This is a genomic window from Telmatospirillum siberiense, from assembly GCF_002845745.1.
In the GTDB taxonomy this organism is placed as follows: Bacteria; Pseudomonadota; Alphaproteobacteria; order Rhodospirillales; family Magnetospirillaceae; genus Telmatospirillum; species Telmatospirillum siberiense.
Map to the genome: position 1 here is coordinate 62,277 of NZ_PIUM01000022.1, position 20,908 is coordinate 83,184.

Consider the following 20,908-nt stretch of genomic DNA (forward strand, 5'->3'; position numbering starts at 1 on the left):
CCCGCCTTGATTTCAGGAAGGGGATGCCGCGGCGGTATTTGCGGCAATGGGCAGCCGGGCCTTTGTCTCCCGCCACAGCACACCCAGGGCGGCTCCGAGAAAGAGCGAAGCCGATTGATCTTCTATGACCGAAAGGACCGTGCCGTATCCGAAGGCAAAAGCGACGACGGCGACCGCCGCCTCCAGTCTTTCGCGGGAACCGGTCAGCGGACGCAGCGCGTGAAAGCAGACAATCGCCGTGTAAAAAACAGCGAAGACGCCGAAATAGGCATAAAGGAGGATGGGCATATTATCGACGGGATTGAAGTCGTTCGGCGCGTAGAGCCGTTGCGGGCCGCCAATCCCTCCCAGACCGACGCCGAACCACAGCATCTGATGCCGATCGATCCAGCGCAAGGCATCCGGCCAGGTGTAGGCGATGCGCAGATAGATGGATTGGGTGCTGAAAACGCCCGATCCGTGATCCATATGCAGGCCGAAACTCATCACCGGCAAGGCGATGGAAAGCATCAGGAACGCCATCAGGCACAACCGCAGCCAGCCGAGGCGTCCGACGGTAACGGGCGTGCAGAGGATTCCCGCGATCGGAAGCAGGGCGATCAGGGCGCCCTTCTGCGTGGTCAGAAAGACCGCCGCCACCGAAGACGCCGCGATGACGCAACGAAGCCACGCCCGCTTCACCCTGCACAGCAGGACGATCGTCAGACAGGGCAGGATGGCGGCGGCGGCTATCGAGCTTCTGGTAAAGCCGGCCACACGCCGGGAAAGCGGATCCTGGATTTGCCAGTCCTTCGAGACGTCGACATTGAGATCGCCGACAATCGTCTTGATGCCGGTCCAGGGAAAAGTCAGGACGAATTTGTCAAGGCAAAGGCCTGCAAGGATAATCAGCCAGATCGCCGCCAGGATCTTCAGCCCCCGGCCCTCGGGGGATATCAGCAGACCGGCGGCGAAAAAGCCAAAGAGCAGGTTCATCAGGACTTTCCCGCCATATGCGACCCCCCCGATGCTGCCGATGGTCCCCATGAGGACCATGCCGTGGAAAGCCAGGATCAGGCCGAAAATCAGAAAGGCGGGATGCAATCTGAGACGCGTCATCTGGGTGGCGCCCAGAACAGCCAAAGGCCCAATCATCAGGCCATCACGTGATAAGATCAGGCTGTCTTTTCCAAGAAGAAAAAGAGAATATCGAATAGGCGCTTCAAGCGTATAGATTGATAGATATAACAAAGCGCACACAGAAAACATCGATGTGATGTTTTCTGTGTCTATATTACTGGTTCCAAACGATCCTTCTGGCGAATTATCTTCGCCAAGACCGCTGAACAAGGGTCTATCCATGTAAGTCATACCACCTACACAAGCACGACGGCCGGCGCGGCGGTTGTGACCATTGTGTGGTTACCCCGCATTCCCCCTCGCCCGGCCGTCGGTGCAGCGACATGACCAGGATGGGGCCGTGGCCGCCATCGGGGGATGGCGGCGATGCGATCGATTTGGGGATAGTGGTGGATATCCACAAAAAATGTGGATAACTCTGTGGGAACCCTGTCGAAAAAGTTCGCTGTCCGGCTCAGCGCCTGGAGACGAAACTCTTTGCCTAGCCATTGGGCAGCGAAATTTTCTTTTGCGTTTTCTTAAGCAACCCTAATTTGTTACACGGATGTTTCACGGATCCCTTCGTGATCCTTTCCGATTCGTCTTATACTTCTTCCATTCGCACTTTTTGTAGGAAGCTGACAAAAGCCTGATCTTTCGTCTTGATGTGATCGACCAGCCAGGCTCGCAAGGTCTTTAATTCCTCCACCGTCATCGTTTGATCGCCGTCATTGAACACTGTTTGTATTTTGCGCACCTGTTCCAGCAGCGAATCGTGCTCCTTCACATGCACGCCAACGCCCGGATAAGCGCGCTGCTGCATCAGAATTTCTTCCGACATGAAATGCAGGTTGGTGAACTCCACCAGACGGTCGAGGACGATCACCAACTCATCCTTGTTCCGGTTTTCCAACAATCCCCGTTCGAAGGATTCGAGAAGCCGGATCTGGGCGGCGTGTTCACCGTCCATCACCTCCTCGCTCAGTTCGACCCCGTCCTCCGTGTCCGAAACGCCAGCCATCGTCTTCCACTCCCTCGTCGATCAAACCGCAAGAACATAACCGGGACACTCACCGCATGTCCCATAAATCTCAGCACTATTCAAACTGTATAGTGCATACCATTGTCACCATTCGGAGCGACAGATACAAACAATTTTATCTATCAACCGGGGGTGATGGTGACAATGCATCATTTATCCAAAAATTATATTTAGGCGACCTAAATCGGTTGATAAAGAACTTTTATTTTTAAGCCTAAACGGGTATTGTTGCCAAAATGCAAATAGGATGTGCCCATGATGTTCTTTGGGAAATCATCGGCAAACGCGGCCAAGAGTGAAGCTCAGATCGAAGCGGAGCGACTGCAGCTTGAGCGTTTGAAAAGCATGGTTCGTGACGTGTTGCAGAAGATGCGGAACGCCAATCCGGCGGATGCGGAACGTCTTCATCAACAAATCAAGGACTTATGCACGGATAAAACCTTGCCGATGGAATTCAAACGCAAGGCGATGGAATACGCCCGTTCCTACGAGTGTAATGCCAACATGCGCGAAACGGATAAGCTTCTTCATGAGGCGATCCGGATGGCGGCGGCCGAACATATGAAGGAACGTGGTCAAAAGCTGGGCGAAGCCCGCAAGCTATATGGCAAGGCCTGCGGTTTGGGAGCCGATTTGGATTTTCGCAAGGCGGCGCAGCGTTTGATGGACACCATCATGTTGACGGGAGGCGTCGCCAAGCAGGGCCCCACCCGGGCCAAGCCTCTCGATACCGCGCCCAAGGCCCCCAATCGCGCCAAACTGTAAAATTTAAACAACCCTCCTGCTATCGGGGGTTTTGGCGATGCGACAGGACGAGGTGGCTCCGCCCCTCCGTCCTATCCCCGTGTCTTTCCTTCGCCGCCTCTACCTAGATATGAAAAATCGTATTATGCTCGTGATCCTATAACGATCACGACGGGAGGCTGGTCGCCGGATGATCCATTTGGCCAATATTCTTATCGCCGCCGCCGACCCCAGCCTGGGCCAGGAGTTGCTGCAGAAGATCCGGCGTCATGGCTATGACGGCCGCGTGGTCGATAGCCTCGATGCCGCCTTGGCCACCACCCGTCAGGAACATCCCGATATCGTCCTGGCGACGGAGAATCTGGTCGGGGGAACGGCCATAGGCCTGGCTAAAACCCTGAAGAAAACCCCGGAATGTGCTGAAATCCCAGTCTGTTTGGCCGCCAGCAGTCATTCTTCGGATCTCAAGATGCAGGCGTTGGCCGCCGGTATCGACGACGTGCTTTCCCCCCCGCTCGACGAAACCAAGCTGGTGGCGCGTCTGCGTCCCCTGGTCCGTCTGGCCATCATGCGGACCGAACTGCACCGGCGAGCCGCCACGGCGCGCAGGTTCGGCATCGAGATCATCGAAACCCTGCCGCCGACAAAAATCGACACCGACTATCCGTTGCTGGTGGTCGGCCCCTCCGGGGCTTCCCTCTCGGCCGCGTTGGAAGGCGCCCGCCCCAGCTTCGCCTCGGATCCGTTCGTCGCCGACGATCTGCTCAGCCACAATAATTTCGACGCCGCCATCCTCGTCCCGGAAAGCGATCCCACCGCCTATCTCGATTTCTGCGCCCAGACCCGCAACAATCCCAGGCTCTTCAATCTGCCAGTGCTGATCGTCAGTGACCCCGGACGGGTCGAGGAAACCGTTGCCTACCATCACGGCGCCAGTGGATTCTTCAACTCCCCGGTCAATCCGGCCGAGTTGCGTTCCTCGGTGTTGAGCCTGGTCCGCAGACAACGGCTGCGCTGGGAAATACGCAAGGCGCTCGGCGAAACCTTGCGCGCGGAAACGCGCGACGCCGATACCGGTCTTTATGCCCGGAATTTCCTCGACGCCTATCTGAGCGACCGCGTGGCCTATTCGGCTCCGCGCGGTCGGCACCTGTCGATCATGTTTCTCCGCGTTCCAGACATCGAAGGCGTGCGTCAACATTTCGGCGAGGAACAGGCCGCGCATTTGCGTTTGCAGGTGGCACAATGGATCGGCAGCCTGCTGCGCGGCGAGGACGTGACCGCGCGCTATGCCGAAAACGAATTCTGCGTCGTTCTGCCCGATACGCCGAAGATCGAAGCCGAGATCGTGATGAACCGCATCGCCGGCGTGCTGGCCTACACCGACTTCGCGGTGAAGGAGGTCTATCAACCGGTTAAAATTTGGGCGCGCGTCGGCGCGGCCGAATTGGCGCCCGACGACACGCCCTCTTCATTGATCGAACGGGCCCGCGCGAATATCGTTTGATATTCCGTATCTGAGGGTGAACCGCCATGCGCATCGACGTGATTTTCGACACCGTCTGCCCTTGGTGTTACATCGGCAAACACCGCTTTGAACGGGCCTTGGCCTTGCGTCCGGACGTGCGCGCCGAGATCCGCTGGCGCCCCTTCCTGCTCAATCCCGAGATGCCTGCCGCCGGTCTCGACCGGCAGATCTATCTGGAACGAAAATTCGGCAGCACTTATCGGATCCAGAGGATTCACGGCGCCGCCCAACAGGCCGGCGACGCCGACGGCATCACCTTCAACTTCGATGCCATCAAACGCACGCCGAACAGCATCAATTCTCACCGCCTGATCCATTTCGCCGCCGATTCGACCCCGCAAGCCAATCTCGTCGAGTCCATCTTTCAAGCCTACTTCGTCCATGGCGAGGATATCGGCGACATTCCGGTCCTGCGGAGATTGGCTGAATCCTGCGGTCTTTCCGGGCAGGAGGTGGAAGACTTCCTTCGATCGGAGGCCGGAATAAGCGCCATCGAAACGGAAAACGCCCGCTTCCACCGCCTGGGCGTCAGCGGGGTTCCCTGCTACATCCTGGATGACCGCTACGCCGTGGCCGGAGCGCAGGAACCGGACATGCTGGCCCGTCTTCTCGATATCGCCCAAGGCACGGAATTGGAAACGGCGTCGCGGTAAGGGCCTGTTGATAAATTATCGAATCAACAGACCCTAAAGCCCGAACTGCGATTGAGCCCGCCGAAAGCGGAGCGACGGCATCGCAGGAATCTTGGATCCCGGGAAACGCCCCAGCCGGGTCAGTGGGCCATGAACACTGGGATTTCCGCCTCGGCCAAAATCTGACTGGTCGTGCCGCCGAAAACCATCTGGCGCAACCGGCTTTGCGTATAGCCGCCCTTCAGCAGGAGGTCGGCGCCCTCCGCCGCGACGCGGGCCAGAATGAGCCGCCCGGCCGATTGGGAATTGTCGCTCAGCACCTCATGGGTGACGTCCAGGCCATGCCTTTTCAGCGATTCGGCGAGGAGTTCAGGCCCGGGGCCGGGCGACATGGCGCCGTTCACCGAGACGATGATCACCTTGCGCGCCCCTTTCAGGAAAGGCATGGCAAATCCCACCGTTCTCGCCGTTTCGGTGCTGGCGTTCCAGGCGATGACGATCACTTCGCCGATCGGTCCCTTGGGCGGTTGCGGCGGCGCCACCAGAATCGGCCTGCCGCTCTCGAAAAGCACCGTCTCCAGCGTCGCCTGGCGGGGATCGCGGGGATCGGCGCTGGGCCGGCCGACGATGGTCAAATCGAAGACGCGCCCATAAGCGCCGATCTTGATGTCGGAAAACAGATCGTCGCCATTCCATGCGAAAGCCTGCCCCGCCGGCAGTGAACGGTTACGTTCCTCGAAAATGGCCCGCAATTGCGTCAACAGCTCGCGCTGGGCCTTTTCATTGCCGACGGCGATCGGAAAGGCGAAATGAGCGGCGATCAACGCGTCGAAATCCGGTCCCAGGGGCACCACCTCGACGCGGCTGCCGAACTTGCCGGCAATGAGTTCCGCCGTCCGAAAAACCGAGGGATTGCCCCGATGGTCTTCGAGCGGAACGAGGATATTCTTCATGGCCTTTTCATCTCCCAACGCATGCTGATCCCGCTTTCAGGGCAGGCGCCGCACCGGAACCAGCCACGCCAGAATAGCACCCATGGTTACGTAGACGGCAATCAGTAAAAAAGCATCGCGGAAGGTTCCCCCCAACGACAGCATGATGCTTTCCCGCACCGGCGGAGCGAGGGAATCGAGCACCGACGGCCCCAGTTCCATCAGTTGCGCGAAATATTGCGAAGATTCGGGGGCTCGCCAGGAAAGCACGGCGAAAAGCAGTGTCGAGACGAGCGTCGTGCCGAAGGCGGCGCCGACCGCACGGGAAAAATTGACCGACCCCGCCGCCGCCCCCAACATCGAGGCGCCGGCGGCGTTCTGCACCGTCACCTGCACCACGCCCATGACGCTCCCCATGAAAACAGCCATCACACCGAGGATGATCGCGATGGCGGTGAGGCTGAGCCGATCCAGGAAGATGGCGAAGAATGTCATCAGGATGGCGGCGGCGACCAGGGAGACCGACGGAAAGATCATGGTGCGCCCGGTCCGGCTGACCAAACGTCCGATGCTGAGCGAACCGGCCCCGATCCCGATGGCGATGGGCAGCAAAAGAATACCCGTCTGCGAGGCCGAGGTCCCACGAACCACCCGCAGATAGATGGGGACGAAGGTGATCAGGGAAACCAGGGCCGCGCCATGACAGGCGGCGAGCGCGTCGCTGCGCCAGATGGCGGCCCGCCCCAGCAGGGCGACCGGAATCAACGGATGTGACTCGCGCCGCTCCCGCCGAAGCAGCACATAGAGGGAGCCCGTCGAGAGAAGCAGCAAGGCGGCGAAGGGCGGCAGCATCGACCAGTTGACGCGCTGAACCTGTTCGAGGGCCAGCAAGGCCGATAGAACGAAGGTGACGAAGTAGAGCAGACCATGCAGGTCGAAACTCCACCCCTCGTTGCTCACCGGGCGGCTTGGCAGACGGCGGGCGACCAGGGCGGCGGCCAAGCCCAGCGGCAGATTGATCAGGAAAATCGAACGCCAGCCGAAGAGTTCGGTCAGAAAGCCGCCGGCCAACGGGCCGAAGGAGTTGGAACAGACCACCACGGCGGCGATATAGCCCTGATAGCGCGCCCTCTCCCGAGGCGGCACCACCTCGCCGATCAGCGCATGTGACAGGGTCATCAGGCCGCCGCCGCCCAGCCCCTGCAATACCCGGGCGGCGGTCAGCGTCATGATGTTGGTGGCCAGGGCGCAAAGCAACGAGGCCACGATCATCACCCCCAGGGCGACGAACATCATCTTCTTGCGTCCGAGCATGTCTCCCAGACGGCCATAGACGGGCGCGGCGATCGTGTTGGTGATCAGATAGGCGACGACCACCCAGGAAATATGTTCGACATCGCCCAAATCCGCCGAAATGGCGGGCAGCGCGGTGGCCACGATGGTCTGGTCGACGACTCCCAGAAACATCGGAAGCATCAGCGAGGGGAACACCCCAAAAAACAGGCTGCCGGTCGAGGCCCCCGGCTGAACCGGAGCAGGATCAAGAGACATGGTCATTGTTCCGGAAAAGGAGATTGATATTGGGAAATCTTAAGAAAGGTTCGTTTCCGTTGCGTCCTTTATACGCCCGGACCCGACGAACCTGACGCGTCCGCAAATTTAGGGTCTCCGCTCCGCTTCCGGCGAGATCAGGCCTTTAGGCCGCGGCAAGTTTCGCCAGCGTTTCCACCACGCCCTGAATTCCCTTGATCCGTTGGGCCGAATCATCCCAGGAGCGCTGCACCACCAGCTTATGGTCGGGTCGCAACTTGACCGTCCCCAACTGGCCGGTGATGAACTGCACCAGACCACCCGGATTGTCGAAATTATTGTGGCGGAAGGTTAGGACGGCCCCCTTCGGACCGGCATCGACCTTCTCCACGCCAGCGGTCTTGCAAAGCGCCTTGATTCCGACGATTTCAAGAAGATTTTCAACCTCTTGCGGAAGTTTTCCAAAGCGATCGATGAGTTCGGCTGCCAGGGCGTCGATGTCTTCGCGGCTCGACACGGCGCCGATGCGCCGGTACAGCGCCAGACGGACCGAGAGGTCCGCGACATAGGTGTCGGGTATCAGCACCGGCATGCCGAGGGCGATCTGCGGCGACCAGTCCGCCGCCGCCGCGGCCTCCTCCCTGATCCCGCCCCGGGCGGCGGCCACCGCCTCCTCGACCAGTTGCTGATAGAGCTCGATGCCGACCTCCTTGACGTGGCCGGACTGTTCCTCGCCCAGCAGATTGCCTGCGCCGCGGATGTCCAGGTCATGGCTGGCCAGGGTGAAACCGGCTCCCAGGCCGTCCAGGGTCTGCATCACCTGCAGGCGCTTTTCCGCGGTCTTCGACAGAACCTGGTTGGGGGGAAGGGTCAGATAGGCATAGCCGCGCGCCTTGGCCCGGCCGACGCGGCCCCGCAATTGATAAAGCTGCGACAATCCGAACATGTCGGCGCGATGGATGATGATGGTATTGACCCGTGGCATGTCGAGGCCGCTTTCGACGATGTTGGTCGATAGCAGCAGATCGTAGGCGCCATCGGCGAAGGCGCTCATCACGTCCTCCAGTTCCTGCGGCGACAGGCGTCCATGGGCCACGGCCGGACGGATCTCCGGCACCAGATGCTTGATGCGCTCCAGCGCCCTGTCGATATCGGCCAGACGCGGACAGACGTAGAAGATCTGACCGCCGCGATAACGCTCGCGCAGGATCGCCTCGCGGATCACCACCCCGTCGAAAGGCAGAACGAAGGTCCTGACCGCCAGCCGATCGACCGGCGGCGTCGCGATGACACTCATTTCCCGCACGCCGGTCAGCGCCAGTTGCAGGGTTCTGGGAATGGGTGTGGCCGACAGGGTCAATACATGGACGTCGGCCTTCAGGGCCTTCAGCCGCTCCTTGTGACTGACCCCGAAATGCTGCTCCTCGTCGACGATCAGCAGGCCCAGATCCTTGAAGGAGATGCTCTTGGCCAGCAAGGCATGGGTGCCGACCACGATGTCGAGCGTGCCCTCGGCCAGTTCCTTGCGGGTCGCCGCCGACTGCTTCGCCGTGACCAGCCGCGAAAGCTGGCCGACGCGGACGGGCAGCCCGGCGAAGCGTTCGGCGAAGGTCTTGTAGTGCTGACGGGCCAGAAGCGTGGTCGGCACCACCACCGCCACCTGCCGGCCATCCATCGCCGCGACGAAGGCGGCGCGCAGCGCCACCTCGGTTTTGCCGAATCCGACATCGCCGCAGATCAGACGATCCATCGGTTTTCCCGAACCCAGATCGGATATGCAGTCGGCGATGGCGCGCAACTGGTCCTCGGTCTCGGCATAGGGAAAACGGGCGCAGAATTCGTCGTAAAGCCCTTCGGCGGGAATCATGCTGTCGGCTTCGCGCAAACGACGCTGGGCGGCGACGGCGATCAGTTGCTCGGCCATGTCGCGGATGCGCTTCTTCAGCTTGGCCTTGCGGGCCTGCCAGGCGACGCCGCCCAGCTTGTCGAGCTGAACGCCCGCCTGTTCCGAGCCGTAACGGCTCAGAACCTCGATATTCTCCACCGGGACGAACAACTTGTCGCCACCGTCATAGATGACCCGCAGGCAGTCGTGTGGTGCCCCCAGCACCTCCAGCGTGACCAAACCGTCATAGCAGCCGATGCCGTGATCGACATGGACCACCAGGTCTCCTTCAGAAAGATTGGTGGCCTCGACCAGGAACTGCTCGGCGCGGCGACGTTGGCGGTTCGGCCGGACCAGGCGGTCGCCCAGGATGTCCTGTTCGGAAATCACCACCAGACGATCGGTCTGGAAACCGTGCTCAAGGGCCAGATTGACCAGGGCGGGGCGCCCGATCGGCCGGGACTGGGCCGCCTCCCATCCTTCCGCCGGAGCAAGCGCCGTCAGGCCGTGTTCCCGCAAAACCCCGCCAAGCCGCTCGCCGGAACCCTGCGTCCAGGCAGCGATCACCACGCGCCGCCCGGATTTTATTTCGGAATCGACATGATCCCGCACGCCGTCATAAAGATTGACGCCGGGTTGGGCGCGCAGATCGGCGAAATCCCGTCCCTGCCGTCCACCGGCATCGAAAACGTCGGAAGCGGCCCCTTCGGCCGGCGGAAACGGCCAGAAGGCCCCGACCGGCCGGGCGGCAAGGGTCCGCGCCCATTCGTCGGGTTCGAGATGCATCATCCGCGGCGGCACCGGATGGTAGACCATGCCGGCTTCGGTAATGCCCTGTGCCTGGATCGACCGTCTGGCCTCGTAATATTCCTCGATCTGCTCGGACCGGGCCTTGCGCGCCTCCTCGACCTGATGGTCGAGGGTAACGATCGCGTCGGGCAGATAGCCGAACAGCGTATCCAGGCCGTCATGAAACAACGGCAGCCAATGTTCCATGCCGCCGAATTTGACGCCGGCGGAAACCGCCTCATAGAGCGGATCCTCGCCTCCGGCGGTTCCGAACAGTTCGCGGTAGTTGGCGCGGAAACGGGCGACCGACGCCTCGTCCAGGGGCGCCTCGCTAGCCGGACGCAGGGAGAAGATCTCCAGCTTTCCCGTCGAGCGTTGGCTCATCGGATCGAAAATGCGGATCTGCTCGACATCGTCGCCGAACAGGTCGAGACGCAAAGGCTCGGCGCTGCCGGGCGGATAGAGGTCGATGATGCCGCCGCGCAAGGCGTATTCGCCCGGTTCCATCACCGTATCGGCGCGGGTATAGCCGTTGCGGTTCAAAAAGCCCTGCAGCGCCTCGATATCGAGGCGATCGCCGATCGCCACCGAAAAACAGGTCTTGGCGAACATCCCGGCCGGAGGAACCCGCTGGAGCACGGCGCCGACGGTGGCCAGCACGAGGCGCGGCGCGCGCTGCTTGCCTTGGGCGCGCGGCTGGACCAGCCGGGACAGGGTGTCGATGCGCCGGGCGACGATTTCGACATGGGGCGAGACGCGGTCGTAGGGCACGCAATCCCAGGCCGGAAACTCCAGGATTTCCACACCGGGCGCAAACATCGCCAAGGCGTCGGCCAGCCGGGCCAGCCGCGCGTCGTCGCGGGCGATGTGCAGAAGATCGCCGCCCCGTTTGACCAATTCGGAAAGAATGAGGGCGTCATAGCCCTCCGGTGCGCCGGCCAGGGTGAGGCGCCCCGGGGTGCGAAGAATGCTATTGAACGGTTGAGTCACTTTTCGGGGGTCTCGCGTCGGGCCTGAGCCAGGGTGAAATGCCGCAACATCCGCATGACGTCATGGTCGTGGGCGGCCGGAACCGGCTTCGCTCCGGTCACCCACAGGAACAACTCCGGGTCGTTTACTTCCATCAGTTCCTCAAAGAGATCCAATTGGTCCTTGGAAAGAGACGTCAAATTCTCTTCGGCAAAGCTTCCGAAAAAGATGTCGTTCTCATTGGTCCCCATGTGACGGGCGCGGAACAGCAAGCGTTTGCAACGGATGTCCATCAATTCCGACTATCAGATCGCGAATAAGAATGAGCTAACGGTATAGAACCTTTGCGGCGCCCTGTCAGCCCATCCATCGTTCCCGCCGGGGAGCTCGATCCGCTTCGGCGAAGAACCCTGGATAATCTGGTGAACGCGCGCGAGTGGCTTTTTTGAAGACAGTTCTCGCCGCGATGGCGCGCTGAGCGGTGCGAAGCGCCAGCGGAGGAAGCCCGAGGCGGACGGATGTCCGCCGCCCGGCGCGTGAGGGACATATATCTAACCAGGGTAATCGGGTGAAGCCCGATGATTACCCTGGCGAAGAACCGTGACTTCATCGACATTTCCCGTTTCGCCTCCTATTGTGCGGCTGTGCGGCCCTGCTCGCCGGACCGGCTTCGGCATGGCTTGAAGCACCCGACGGAAACCGCAATCTTCAGAGAACAGATTGACCGACACCCTTTTCTCCAGCAGCGCCCCCAAGCCTCTCGCCGAGCGGCTTCGACCGGCAAGCCTTTCCGAGGTCGTCGGGCAGGATCATCTCCTCGGCCCCGACGGCCCCATCGGCCGCATGGTGGCGGCCGGACGGCTGTCGTCGATGATTCTGTGGGGACCGCCCGGCGTCGGCAAAACGACCATCGCGCTTCTCCTCGCCAAGGCGGTCGGACTGGAATTCTCCAGGCTTTCCGGCATCAAAAGCGGCGTTGCCGACCTCCGGAAAGAGATCGAGGCGGCCGAAGCCCGGCGCGCCACCGGCCGCGGCACCGTTCTGTTTCTCGACGAATGCCATGCCTGGAAGAATAATCAGCAGGACTCCCTGCTTCCCTATGTCGAGGATGGCACTGTCATCCTGATCGGCGCCACCACCGAAAACCCCAGCTTCGAACTCAACGCCGCACTGCTTTCCAGGGCCCAGGTCTTTCCCTTGAAGCGCATCGACGAGATCGCCGGGGAATTGCTGCTCCGGCGCGCCGAGCAGACCGTCGGCAAGACCCTTCCGCTGACCAAGGAAGCCAGGTCCATCCTGGTTGAGATGGCCGACGGCGACGGGCGGCATCTGGTCACGCTGTGCGAGGAACTGTTCTCCATGCCGGGGGGAGCCCTCGACGGCGAGGGGCTCCAAAAAACCCTGCAACGCCGGGCCGCCGTCCACGACAAATCCGGCGACGGGCATTACAACCTGCTGTCCGCCCTTCAGAAATCGATCCGCGGCAGCGACGTGCAGGCCGCCCTCTACTGGTTGGCCCGCATGCTGCGCGCCGGCGAGCAGCCGAAGACGATTTTCCGGCGCCTCGCCGTGATGGCGACCGAGGAAATCGGCCTGGCCGATCCCGCCGCCATCCGGCATGTCGAGGCCTGCGCCTCGGCTTTCGACCGCGTCGGCGTGCCCGAGGGGCTTCCCGCCCTGGCCAATTGCGTGGCCTATCTGGCCACCGCCGTCAAATCCAACGCCGTCTACAAGGCGTTCTACGACGCCATGGAACTGGCCGGACGCACCGGATCGCTGCCGCCGCCTAAACATATCATCAACGCTCCCACGGCAATGATGCGCGACATGGGCTTCAAGGACGGTTACCGCTACGATCACGACTTCCCTTACGCCTTCTCGGGTCAGGAATTCATGCCGGCCGGCCTTGACGGCGAACGGCGGCCGGCCCTCTACGTTCCGAACGAACGCGGCAACGAACGCGAGGTGAAGAAACGGATGGATTTCTGGGAGGGACTACGCAGGGATGCGCGGTAAGGGCCGTTACAAGATAAGTGCGCAATCCAAGGCGTCCCGGGCCCTAAGCCCGAGCGGCGCTTGAGCCAGGACTTCCGCGGAGGCGGAAGCCCGACCTGATGAGTCTGAGGGGGCAAATTACCTGCCCTTTTTGTCCCTCTTGGCTGGCCAAGTCTCTCCGGTTAGTGTGCTTCCATCATGCGTCCGGAAAATCTCTACCCCCTTTTCGCCCCGATCACCGCTCTCGCCGGGGTCGGCCCCCGTCTTGCCCCGCTAGTCGAGAAGGTCGCCGGACCGCATGTGGTCGATCTTTTGTGGCATTTGCCCTACGCCCTGATCGATCGCCGTTTCACGCCGAAGATCGCCGACGCCCCGGCCGGCCGCATCGCCACCATCGAGGTGATGGTCGATTTGCACATTCCCTCCGACTCCGCGCGACGCCCCTACCGCGTTCGCTGCTCCGACGAGACGGGCGAGATCACCCTGGTGTTCTTCCACGCCAAGCGCGATTGGCTGGAAAAGCTCTTGCCAGTCGGCGAGACGCGCATCGTCAGCGGCATGATCGAGGCATTCAACGAGGGCTTGCAGATCACCCACCCCGATCATGTCGTGCCATCCGACCGGAGGGCCGAGGTGATGACCATCGAGCCGGTCTATCCCCTGACCGCCGGATTGCCCGGCAAGGTCATGGTCAAGGCGGTGCGCGGGGCCGTCGAGAGGACGCAGGATCTGGCCGAATGGCTGGATCCCGCCTATCTGCGCCGTCAGGCCTGGCCAACCTGGCGCGAGGCCCTGCGTCAGGCCCATGCCCCCGACGGCGAGGCGAGCCTGTCGCCGATGACGCCAGCCCGCCAGAGGCTGGCCTACGATGAACTGCTGTCCAACCAGTTGGCCCTGGCCCTGGTCCGCGCCAGCCTGCGCAAACTGGCGGGACGGCCCATTGTCGGCGATGGCGGGCTGCGGCAAAGGATCATCTCGTCCCTGCCCTTCAGCCTGACCGGGGCGCAATCCCGCGCGCTGGCGGAAATCGATGCCGACATGGCCCTGCCGGCGCGCATGCTCAGGCTTCTGCAAGGCGACGTCGGCTCGGGAAAAACCGTCGTGGCGCTGTTGGCCATGGCCGCCGCCGTCGAGACGGGCGCCCAGGCGGCCTTGATGGCTCCCACCGAAATCCTCGCCCGCCAGCATTTGGCAACCCTGGAAAAACCGGCGGCGGCGGCAGGATTGAGGCTCGCCCTGCTCACCGGGCGGGACAAGGGAAAGACCCGGCAGAAAATCCTCGACGCCCTGGCCGCCGGCCAGATCGACATTCTGATCGGCACCCACGCCCTTTTCCAGGAGGAGGTCGTCTTCCGCGACCTGGCCCTGGCGGTGATCGACGAACAGCACCGGTTCGGCGTGCATCAACGGCTGGACCTGGCGGCCAAGGGGCACGCCGTCGATATGCTGGTGATGACCGCCACCCCCATTCCCCGCACCCTGATGCTCACCGCCTATGGCGACATGGACGTCTCCCGCCTGGATGAAAAGCCGCCGGGGCGGCGCCCCATCGACACCCGCGTGCTTCCCCTGGCGCGTCTCGACCAGGTGACCGAAGGCGTCGGCAGGGCGATCAAGGCGGGCGCCAAGGTCTATTGGATCTGCCCGCTGGTCGATGATTCGGAGAAACTCGATCTCGCCGCCGTCACCGCGCGCCACGGCGAGCTGCGCGAGCTGCTCGGCCCCCGGGTCGGCCTGGTGCACGGCCGGATGAAGGGCCCCGAGAAGGATGCCGCGATGGCGGCTTTCGCCGGCGACGGCCTGGACCTGCTGGTCGCCACCACGGTGATCGAGGTGGGCGTCAACGTGCCGGAGGCCACGGTGATGGTCATCGAACATGCCGAGCGCTTCGGGCTGGCCCAGTTGCACCAGTTGCGGGGACGCATCGGGCGCGGCGACAAGGACTCGACCTGTCTGCTGCTCTATGGCGCGCCGCTGTCCGAAAACGCCAAGTCCCGCCTGAATATCCTGCGAGATTCCGAGGACGGCTTCCGTATCGCCGAGGAGGATCTCAAACTGCGCGGCGCCGGCGAGCTGTTGGGCACGCGACAAAGCGGTCTTCCGGAGTTCCGCATGGCCGATCTGGCCCAGCATGGCGATTTGCTGGCCACGGCGCGCGATGACGCCCGCCTGATCCTGGAAACCGATCCCGAGCTACAGGGAGCGCGCGGCAAGGCGCTGCGAACGCTGCTTTACCTGTTCGAACGCGACGCCGTGGTGAAGACGCTGCGCTCGGGCTGACCGGCCCTCAAATCCTCACCCTCACGCCATCGGGATGTTTTCCCAATCGTCGACGGGACGGCGTTCCGGTGGCGCCACGATACCGCCCGAGATCACCAGCTTGAGGCCGTCCTCCACCGACAGGTCGAGCAGATGAACATCGCTACGCGGCAGGAACAGCAGGAAGCCCGATGTCGGGTTGGGGGTCGTCGGCACGAAGACATTGACCAGATCGATGCCGACGGGGCGCGAAATGGCGCCGACCGTCTGACCGGTGATGAAGGCGACCGTCCAGATGCCGCGCCGGGGATATTCGATCAGCACAACCTCGCGGAACGCCTGGGATTTCTGGGCGAGAACGGTTTCGAAGATCTGTTTCACCGCCGAATAGATGCCGCGCAGGACCGGCGTGCGCTGCATGATCGCCTCGCTGAAGCGCAGCCAGACGCGCCCCAGGAAGCCGGCCGTCAGGGCGCCGACGACGGTCAGCGCCGCCACCACCAGCAGCAGACCGAAACCATGGACGCCCCACAGCGCGGGATTCATCGAGGCCGGCAGCAAGGGCGTTACTTGCCGATCGACAAAATCGACGAACAACCAGGCGATATAAAAAGTGATGGATATCGGCGCGGTAATCAGCACACCGGCAAAAAAATAAGCGCGCAGCCGTCCCACCAGGGTAACATGCCCGCCTGTGTCGGCGGTTGGCGGTGCGTCGTGGTTTGGTTCTGTCATCGCTTTTCTTTCTGCCGCGTGGAAACGACGATTGTCTCGCGTAGCTTCCCCAGGAGTCAACGCGCCCCCGAGGCAGCGGTCGAAAAGGCGATCCCAGCGGAGAAACGGACCTTCGATGAATGACTATGCTCCACCACCCCGCCCGCTCATCGGCGTTGGCGCCATGGTTTGGAAAGACGGCCGCTTCCTGCTGATCCGCCGGGGCCATGCGCCCCGCCAGGGAAGCTGGACCCTACCCGGCGGGCGCCAGGAACTGGGGGAATCGGTTGAACAGGCGGCCGTGCGCGAAATTCTCGAAGAGACGGGTGTCGCCATCCGTGTCACCGACCTGCTGGCCGTGGTCGATCTGATCGACGGGGCCGATGCCGAACCGCGCTTTCATTACACGGTGATCGATGTGGAGGCGGAATGGCTTTCCGGAGAGGCCGTGGCCGGCGACGACGCCGACGCCGTGGCCTGGGCCGATCCCCGGCATCTCGACGACTATCGCCTGAGCCGGGCCATGCAACGGGTCGTCGCCCTCGGCGTCGAAAAACGACGCAATCCCCGGCGCAGCGGAGCCCTTCTCTCGCTCGACGCCTTGGCCGAAACCTGAACCAGGGTCTATGATGGCCCTTTGACAGAATGGATGACGCACCCGATATGCCCCCCTCCTCTTCCGTTCTCGCAATGGTCGAACGTCTGGTCGGCTTCGATACCACCAGTCAGCGTTCGAACCTGGACGCCATCGCCTTCCTGCGCGAAACCCTGGAGGGAATGGGCGCGCGATGCCGGCTGACCTACGACGATAGTGGCCGGAAGGCCAATCTATACGCCACCTTGGGCGCCGATGACCGCCCCGGCATCATGCTTTCCGGGCATACCGACGTGGTTCCGGTCGAAGGCCAGGATTGGAGCAGCGATCCCTTCCGCCTGACCGAACGCGACGGAAAATATTTCGGCCGCGGATCTGCCGACATGAAATCCTTCATCGCCCTCTGCCTTGCGCTCGCGCCGGAGTTTCTGGCGCGCGGCCTGGCGACGCCGCTCCATTTTTCTTTTTCCTATGACGAGGAATTGGGATGCGTCGGCGTGCGGCGCCTGATCGCCGACATGGCCGGGCTGCCGATCAAGCCGAAACTCTGCATCGTCGGCGAACCGACCGGAATGCAGGTCATTGCCGGCCACAAAGGCAAGAAAAGCCTGCGCTGCCACGTGCATGGAAAGGAAAGCCATTCCGCCCTCGGCCAGGGGGTCAATGCCGTCGAGGCCGCAGCCGAGGTCATCGCCCATATCAAAGCCGTGCAACGGCGCATCCGCCGCGACGGGCCTTTCGACCCGGCCTATGAGCCCCCCTACACCACCTTGCATACAGGAACCGTGCAAGGGGGCAGAGCCTTGAACATCGTGCCGCGCGATTGCCGGTTCGACTTCGAGATCCGCGCCCTGCCCGGCCATGATTCGGATGCCCTTTATCAGGAAATCCGGCATTTCGCCGAAGATCAGATCGAACCCGAAATGAAAGAGGTCGATGCGACGACCGGCGTGGAATTCCAAATGATGAACGATACCGCCGGCTTCGACCTTCCGGACGATCATCCGGCGGTACGCTTCGTGACCGCGCTGACCGGCGCCAATCAGACCGGGCGGGTCAGCTTCGGCACCGAAGCCGGCCTTTTCAACGAGGCCGGTGTTCCCACCGTGGTCTGCGGCCCGGGTTTTATCGATCAGGCGCATCGTCCCGACGAATTCATCTCCGCCGATCAATTGGTGCAAGGAGAGGCTTTCCTCCGCCGCCTGATGGATCATGTCTGCCGCTGAGGCACCCAGGGCAATCGGGTTCACCCGATTGCCCTGGCCTAGCTTGTTTAAGCCCTCGCCGGGCGCACGCATCCGCGTGCTTGGCCGCGGCCTCAATGGCCGCTTTTAGAGCATCGTACGTCAGATTTGACGCACGATGCTCTAAACCTTTTCCACATCGACGTCGTGGTTGCGCTTACCGTAATGATCGAACCAGTCGGCGCCCTGCGGAATGACGTTATGGAACCGGAAGCAGCCTTGTTGCTCAAGAATTTTGCCGTGATGCTCGATGAGCCTCCCATAGATTTGGCAGCTATCGGTGGCGAAACGGATCCAGCCCTCCCAGAATGCGATCTGGATCTTGATGAAGGGATCGTATGACGTGGTCATGGCCATGGCCTCCACGAACGAAAACGCCCAAAAAAGGTAGAATAATATTCTAAATTATTCTACCAGATATCCATGAGCTGTATAATCGCATTGTCACGCCGACCGCAGAGAAATCGCGGAGATGCGACGGCGAGATTGTTCGTGACCGCAACTAGTGGCAAAATCCCTCAATTATCGATTATGGACGGATGGTCATTGTGCAGGGAGATCCTTCTCGTCTTCGTAAAATCGCCGGCGCCTTGTCGGAGGAAGAGCGAAAAAGCAAGCTGAGCAGCGCCGCTAATATCCGTCGTGATATCGAGGAGACGCTTGGCACGGACATCGTGAACCACGACAAGCTGGTTTCGTTGGCCGAAAGCATCTGGGTGGCCGTTCCGGTCGCCGCCCGGCCGAAGTTCACCGCCGAGGATTGGCAGAAGGCCATCCACGACCGCTGCACCTCGGCCCTGGTCCGCGCGGAACAAAGGCTCGAGGAAAACAAATATGATGATAAGATGTTCACTGCAAAAGTGAAGATTCTACGACAAACCTTTGCTGCGCAGGTCATTCGCGCTATGCAGGAAGTTGCCGATAAATACCGCCGGTAGCATGTGGCTTTAAGGATTGGCCGCCGCCTCCGGGAGGAGGCCCGGAACCAATTGAAGGCGTGGGATTCCTTTTTGAAGATTTCGTATGGCGCCGCGTGAGATCGATTTCGAGAAATTGACGTTCCTGGTTGTCGACGATCAGGAATATGTGCGCTCCCTCATCGTTCAATTGTTGAGACGCCTTAATGTCGGTCGGGTCATTGAGGAAACGGACGGAGCCTCGGCCCTCACCTTGCTGCGCACCACGACGCCGGACTTCATTCTCTGCGATATCAAGATGGATCCGGTGGATGGCCTGGAGTTTCTGCGCGATGTGCGAAGCGGCCGGGACGGCATAGGAGATCCCCGCGTTCCCGTTGTTTTCCTGACCAGTGATTCGGAACGCGCCACGGTGATGGCGGCCATCGAAAACGAAGTCGACGGCTATCTGGTGAAACCCGTCTCTCTCGTCGACCTCAAGAGCAAAATCGTCAGCGTTCTCAACAAGCGCCGCGCCCTGACCTGGAAGTGATAGCGGCGAGTCCCTGACGTGGCTCGCCTCATTGCCCCTCATCGACGCCCCGACGATCAAAGCCGCCGGATAGCCTCCTGCACTTCGGCAAAAGCGTCCGGCAGACCGATCGCCAATGCTTGCGCCCGTTCGCCATCCCCCTGCCGCAACAGGGTGCAAATCTCGGCGCAAAGGGATCCCAGGCGAAACGCCCCCGTGACGTTTGCCGCCCCCTTCGCGGAATGGGCCGCCGCCGCGGCACCGCTCAGATCCCCGGTCAACAGCTTCATCTGTAGCGCACCCAGCAATGGCCGAGTACTGGTCAAAAAAAGCTCCAGGGTCTTCCGGGCATCGGCATCGATACTACCGAACGCCTCGGTCAACGGTCCCGGATCAAGAATTTTCTCGGAATTCCAGGATGTCATTTGTCCCACCTTCATCATGACCGACACAATAGCCGATGCAAAAATAAGTGCGCCATGAATGAAAAGAAACAGAAACAGACCACATCACCCTAAGTAGGCAAATTTTTCCGACAGTAAGAAAAATTTGCCTAGCTTACTAGTGTCAAGAATCTTCACTGTTATGATAACCATTATTTAACCGTTTTGTGTAAATGATGGAAAGCATGTGAATTCGGCTTAGCCCGCATGGGGGGTCATCATGCCTGTCATTTCGACAAACAACGCGGCCAATGCCTCGCTGAATTATCTGAACCTGAACTCGACCAAAGAGACGAGCCAGCTTGCGCAACTCGCCAGCGGTTCGCGCATCGTGCAAGCTTCCGACGATGCCGCCGGTCTCGCCATCGGCACTCAATTGCAAGCCAACGTCATCGTCTTTAGCCAAGACTCGACCAACGTGCAGCAAGGTACGGCCATTCTACAGTCGGCCGACGGCGCACTAGCCCAGATCAGCAACGTTCTCCAGCGCATGATGGCGCTGGCCACCGAAGCAGCCTCCGGCCAGGTGACCAATGTCCAGCGCTCGGAAGACATCAATACGGAATACACGCAGCTCAAAAGCGAGATCAGCAGCATCGTCGGCAGCACCACCTATGCCGGACAGACCCTGCTCACCGGCTCCTTCCTCAGCAACGTGAAGTTCCTCGTCGGCACCCTGTCGTCCAACTTCCTGACCGTTTCGCTGGCCACTGTCTCAGTCGCCGGCCTCCTGGGCAGCACGGGCTCGACGGTGAGCTCGGCGGCCACGGCGTTGCAGGCCATCAACAAGATCGGTTCGGCGATCAACAACGTCACCAAGGACCGAGCCAGGATCGGCGCCTATGAATCGCAGTTCAACTTCAGCGGACAGGACATTTCCACCAACATCCAGAATATCTCCTCGGCCGCTTCGGTGATTCTCGATGCCGACGTGGCGCAGGTGAAATCCAATCTCTCTTCCAGCGATGTGAAAACCCAGGCTTCCGTCGCCGCCCTGACCCAGGCCTCGCAGTTGCCGCAAGAACTTCTGAAACTGCTGCAGTCGTAACCGGCACCTTGAGGCCCCCCCCTCCAGCGGCCA

At 61.4% G+C, this 20,908-nt stretch carries 19 protein-coding genes; 10 read left to right on the plus strand and 9 right to left on the minus strand.

Going from position 1 to position 20,908, the window contains the following annotated elements:
- Positions 1-12: 12 nt before the first annotated feature.
- Positions 13-1,134, minus strand: coding sequence for a hypothetical protein (locus CWS72_RS17595; RefSeq protein WP_101251938.1), 1,122 nt, complete (start codon positions 1,132-1,134; stop codon positions 13-15).
- 568 nt (positions 1,135-1,702) lie between these two features.
- The gene (locus tag CWS72_RS17600; RefSeq protein ID WP_101251939.1) at positions 1,703-2,119 is read right to left on the minus strand and encodes a bacteriohemerythrin; all 417 of its coding nucleotides are present in this window, start codon (positions 2,117-2,119) and stop codon (positions 1,703-1,705) included.
- Between the two features lie 276 nt (positions 2,120-2,395).
- Here CWS72_RS17600 and CWS72_RS17605 point away from each other — a divergent pair, with 276 nt between their 5' ends.
- From CWS72_RS17605 to CWS72_RS17615, 3 genes are all read left to right on the plus strand, one after another.
- Positions 2,396-2,905: a hypothetical protein gene (locus tag CWS72_RS17605; protein WP_101251940.1), complete on the plus strand. Its 510-nt coding sequence runs from the start codon at positions 2,396-2,398 to the stop codon at positions 2,903-2,905.
- A 178-nt stretch (positions 2,906-3,083) separates the two neighbouring features.
- The gene (locus tag CWS72_RS17610; protein ID WP_158240701.1) at positions 3,084-4,391 is read left to right on the plus strand and encodes a diguanylate cyclase domain-containing protein; all 1,308 of its coding nucleotides are present in this window, start codon (positions 3,084-3,086) and stop codon (positions 4,389-4,391) included.
- A 26-nt stretch (positions 4,392-4,417) separates the two neighbouring features.
- On the plus strand, positions 4,418-5,065 hold the full coding sequence (locus CWS72_RS17615) for a DsbA family oxidoreductase (protein ID WP_101251942.1): 648 nt from the start codon (positions 4,418-4,420) through the stop codon (positions 5,063-5,065).
- Positions 5,066-5,184: 119 nt separating this feature from the next.
- Here CWS72_RS17615 and CWS72_RS17620 read toward each other — a convergent pair whose 3' ends face one another.
- The 4 genes from CWS72_RS17620 to CWS72_RS17635 form a co-directional block, all read right to left on the minus strand.
- Complete coding sequence (locus tag CWS72_RS17620; RefSeq protein ID WP_101251943.1) at positions 5,185-5,997, minus strand: universal stress protein; 813 nt, start codon at positions 5,995-5,997, stop codon at positions 5,185-5,187.
- A gap of 36 nt (positions 5,998-6,033) precedes the next feature.
- Positions 6,034-7,527 carry an MFS transporter gene (locus CWS72_RS17625; protein WP_199175763.1) on the minus strand — a complete coding sequence of 498 codons (1,494 nt, stop codon included), beginning with the start codon at positions 7,525-7,527 and terminating at the stop codon, positions 6,034-6,036.
- Positions 7,528-7,672: 145 nt separating this feature from the next.
- Entirely contained in the window at positions 7,673-11,170 is a 3,498-nt protein-coding gene (gene mfd / locus CWS72_RS17630) for a transcription-repair coupling factor (protein ID WP_101251945.1), read from the minus strand.
- Positions 11,167-11,442 (minus strand): succinate dehydrogenase assembly factor 2, encoded by a 276-nt coding sequence (locus tag CWS72_RS17635; RefSeq protein ID WP_101251946.1) that lies wholly within the window; start codon positions 11,440-11,442, stop codon positions 11,167-11,169. The genes mfd and CWS72_RS17635 overlap by 4 nt, the downstream gene beginning before the upstream one ends.
- 427 nt (positions 11,443-11,869) lie before the next feature.
- On the opposite strand from CWS72_RS17635, the gene CWS72_RS17640 reads away from it, so the two are divergent.
- Together CWS72_RS17640 and recG are read left to right on the plus strand one after the other, a co-directional pair.
- Entirely contained in the window at positions 11,870-13,165 is a 1,296-nt protein-coding gene (locus CWS72_RS17640) for a replication-associated recombination protein A (protein ID WP_101251947.1), read from the plus strand.
- A 177-nt stretch (positions 13,166-13,342) separates the two neighbouring features.
- Positions 13,343-15,424, plus strand: coding sequence for an ATP-dependent DNA helicase RecG (recG, locus tag CWS72_RS17645; protein ID WP_101251948.1), 2,082 nt, complete (start codon positions 13,343-13,345; stop codon positions 15,422-15,424).
- A gap of 21 nt (positions 15,425-15,445) precedes the next feature.
- On the opposite strand, the gene CWS72_RS17650 is transcribed toward recG, so the two are convergent.
- A complete protein-coding gene (locus CWS72_RS17650; RefSeq protein ID WP_101251949.1) occupies positions 15,446-16,138 on the minus strand; it encodes a DUF502 domain-containing protein in 693 nt (230 codons plus the stop codon).
- Between the two features lie 115 nt (positions 16,139-16,253).
- On the opposite strand from CWS72_RS17650, the gene CWS72_RS17655 reads away from it, so the two are divergent.
- Together CWS72_RS17655 and argE are read left to right on the plus strand one after the other, a co-directional pair.
- Positions 16,254-16,733, plus strand: a complete 480-nt coding sequence (locus CWS72_RS17655; RefSeq protein WP_101251950.1) for an NUDIX hydrolase — start codon at positions 16,254-16,256, stop codon at positions 16,731-16,733.
- A gap of 29 nt (positions 16,734-16,762) precedes the next feature.
- The gene (gene argE, locus CWS72_RS17660; protein ID WP_101251951.1) at positions 16,763-17,938 is read left to right on the plus strand and encodes an acetylornithine deacetylase; all 1,176 of its coding nucleotides are present in this window, start codon (positions 16,763-16,765) and stop codon (positions 17,936-17,938) included.
- 141 nt (positions 17,939-18,079) lie between these two features.
- Here argE and CWS72_RS17665 read toward each other — a convergent pair whose 3' ends face one another.
- Positions 18,080-18,307, minus strand: coding sequence for a hypothetical protein (locus CWS72_RS17665; RefSeq protein ID WP_146002792.1), 228 nt, complete (start codon positions 18,305-18,307; stop codon positions 18,080-18,082).
- 188 nt (positions 18,308-18,495) lie between these two features.
- On the opposite strand from CWS72_RS17665, the gene CWS72_RS17670 reads away from it, so the two are divergent.
- Positions 18,496-18,894, plus strand: a complete 399-nt coding sequence (locus CWS72_RS17670; RefSeq protein ID WP_101251953.1) for a hypothetical protein — start codon at positions 18,496-18,498, stop codon at positions 18,892-18,894.
- An 85-nt stretch (positions 18,895-18,979) separates the two neighbouring features.
- Positions 18,980-19,405: a response regulator gene (locus tag CWS72_RS17675; RefSeq protein ID WP_101251954.1), complete on the plus strand. Its 426-nt coding sequence runs from the start codon at positions 18,980-18,982 to the stop codon at positions 19,403-19,405.
- 56 nt (positions 19,406-19,461) lie between these two features.
- On the opposite strand, the gene CWS72_RS17680 is transcribed toward CWS72_RS17675, so the two are convergent.
- Positions 19,462-19,809 (minus strand): Hpt domain-containing protein, encoded by a 348-nt coding sequence (locus CWS72_RS17680; RefSeq protein WP_158240702.1) that lies wholly within the window; start codon positions 19,807-19,809, stop codon positions 19,462-19,464.
- Between the two features lie 238 nt (positions 19,810-20,047).
- Here CWS72_RS17680 and CWS72_RS17685 point away from each other — a divergent pair, with 238 nt between their 5' ends.
- Positions 20,048-20,875: a flagellin gene (locus tag CWS72_RS17685; RefSeq protein WP_101251956.1), complete on the plus strand. Its 828-nt coding sequence runs from the start codon at positions 20,048-20,050 to the stop codon at positions 20,873-20,875.
- Positions 20,876-20,908: the final 33 nt, after the last annotated feature.

Excerpts from the sequence above, each read along its gene's own strand:
- recG (WP_101251948.1), top strand. The coding sequence starts at position 13,343 with ATGCGTCCGGAAAATCTCTACCCCCTTTTCGCCCCGATCACCGCTCTC.
- CWS72_RS17675 (WP_101251954.1), top strand. The coding sequence starts at position 18,980 with ATGGCGCCGCGTGAGATCGATTTCGAGAAATTGACGTTCCTGGTTGTC.
- CWS72_RS17625 (WP_199175763.1), bottom strand. The coding sequence starts at position 7,527 with ATGTCTCTTGATCCTGCTCCGGTTCAGCCGGGGGCCTCGACCGGCAGC.
- argE (WP_101251951.1), top strand. The coding sequence starts at position 16,763 with ATGGATGACGCACCCGATATGCCCCCCTCCTCTTCCGTTCTCGCAATG.
- CWS72_RS17685 (WP_101251956.1), top strand. The coding sequence starts at position 20,048 with ATGCCTGTCATTTCGACAAACAACGCGGCCAATGCCTCGCTGAATTAT.
- CWS72_RS17665 (WP_146002792.1), bottom strand. The coding sequence starts at position 18,307 with ATGACCACGTCATACGATCCCTTCATCAAGATCCAGATCGCATTCTGG.
- CWS72_RS17670 (WP_101251953.1), top strand. The coding sequence starts at position 18,496 with ATGGTCATTGTGCAGGGAGATCCTTCTCGTCTTCGTAAAATCGCCGGC.
- CWS72_RS17605 (WP_101251940.1), top strand. The coding sequence starts at position 2,396 with ATGATGTTCTTTGGGAAATCATCGGCAAACGCGGCCAAGAGTGAAGCT.
- CWS72_RS17595 (WP_101251938.1), bottom strand. The coding sequence starts at position 1,134 with ATGATTGGGCCTTTGGCTGTTCTGGGCGCCACCCAGATGACGCGTCTC.
- CWS72_RS17635 (WP_101251946.1), bottom strand. The coding sequence starts at position 11,442 with ATGGACATCCGTTGCAAACGCTTGCTGTTCCGCGCCCGTCACATGGGG.
- CWS72_RS17655 (WP_101251950.1), top strand. The coding sequence starts at position 16,254 with ATGAATGACTATGCTCCACCACCCCGCCCGCTCATCGGCGTTGGCGCC.
- CWS72_RS17680 (WP_158240702.1), bottom strand. The coding sequence starts at position 19,809 with ATGACATCCTGGAATTCCGAGAAAATTCTTGATCCGGGACCGTTGACC.
- CWS72_RS17600 (WP_101251939.1), bottom strand. The coding sequence starts at position 2,119 with ATGGCTGGCGTTTCGGACACGGAGGACGGGGTCGAACTGAGCGAGGAG.
- CWS72_RS17615 (WP_101251942.1), top strand. The coding sequence starts at position 4,418 with ATGCGCATCGACGTGATTTTCGACACCGTCTGCCCTTGGTGTTACATC.
- CWS72_RS17650 (WP_101251949.1), bottom strand. The coding sequence starts at position 16,138 with ATGACAGAACCAAACCACGACGCACCGCCAACCGCCGACACAGGCGGG.
- CWS72_RS17620 (WP_101251943.1), bottom strand. The coding sequence starts at position 5,997 with ATGAAGAATATCCTCGTTCCGCTCGAAGACCATCGGGGCAATCCCTCG.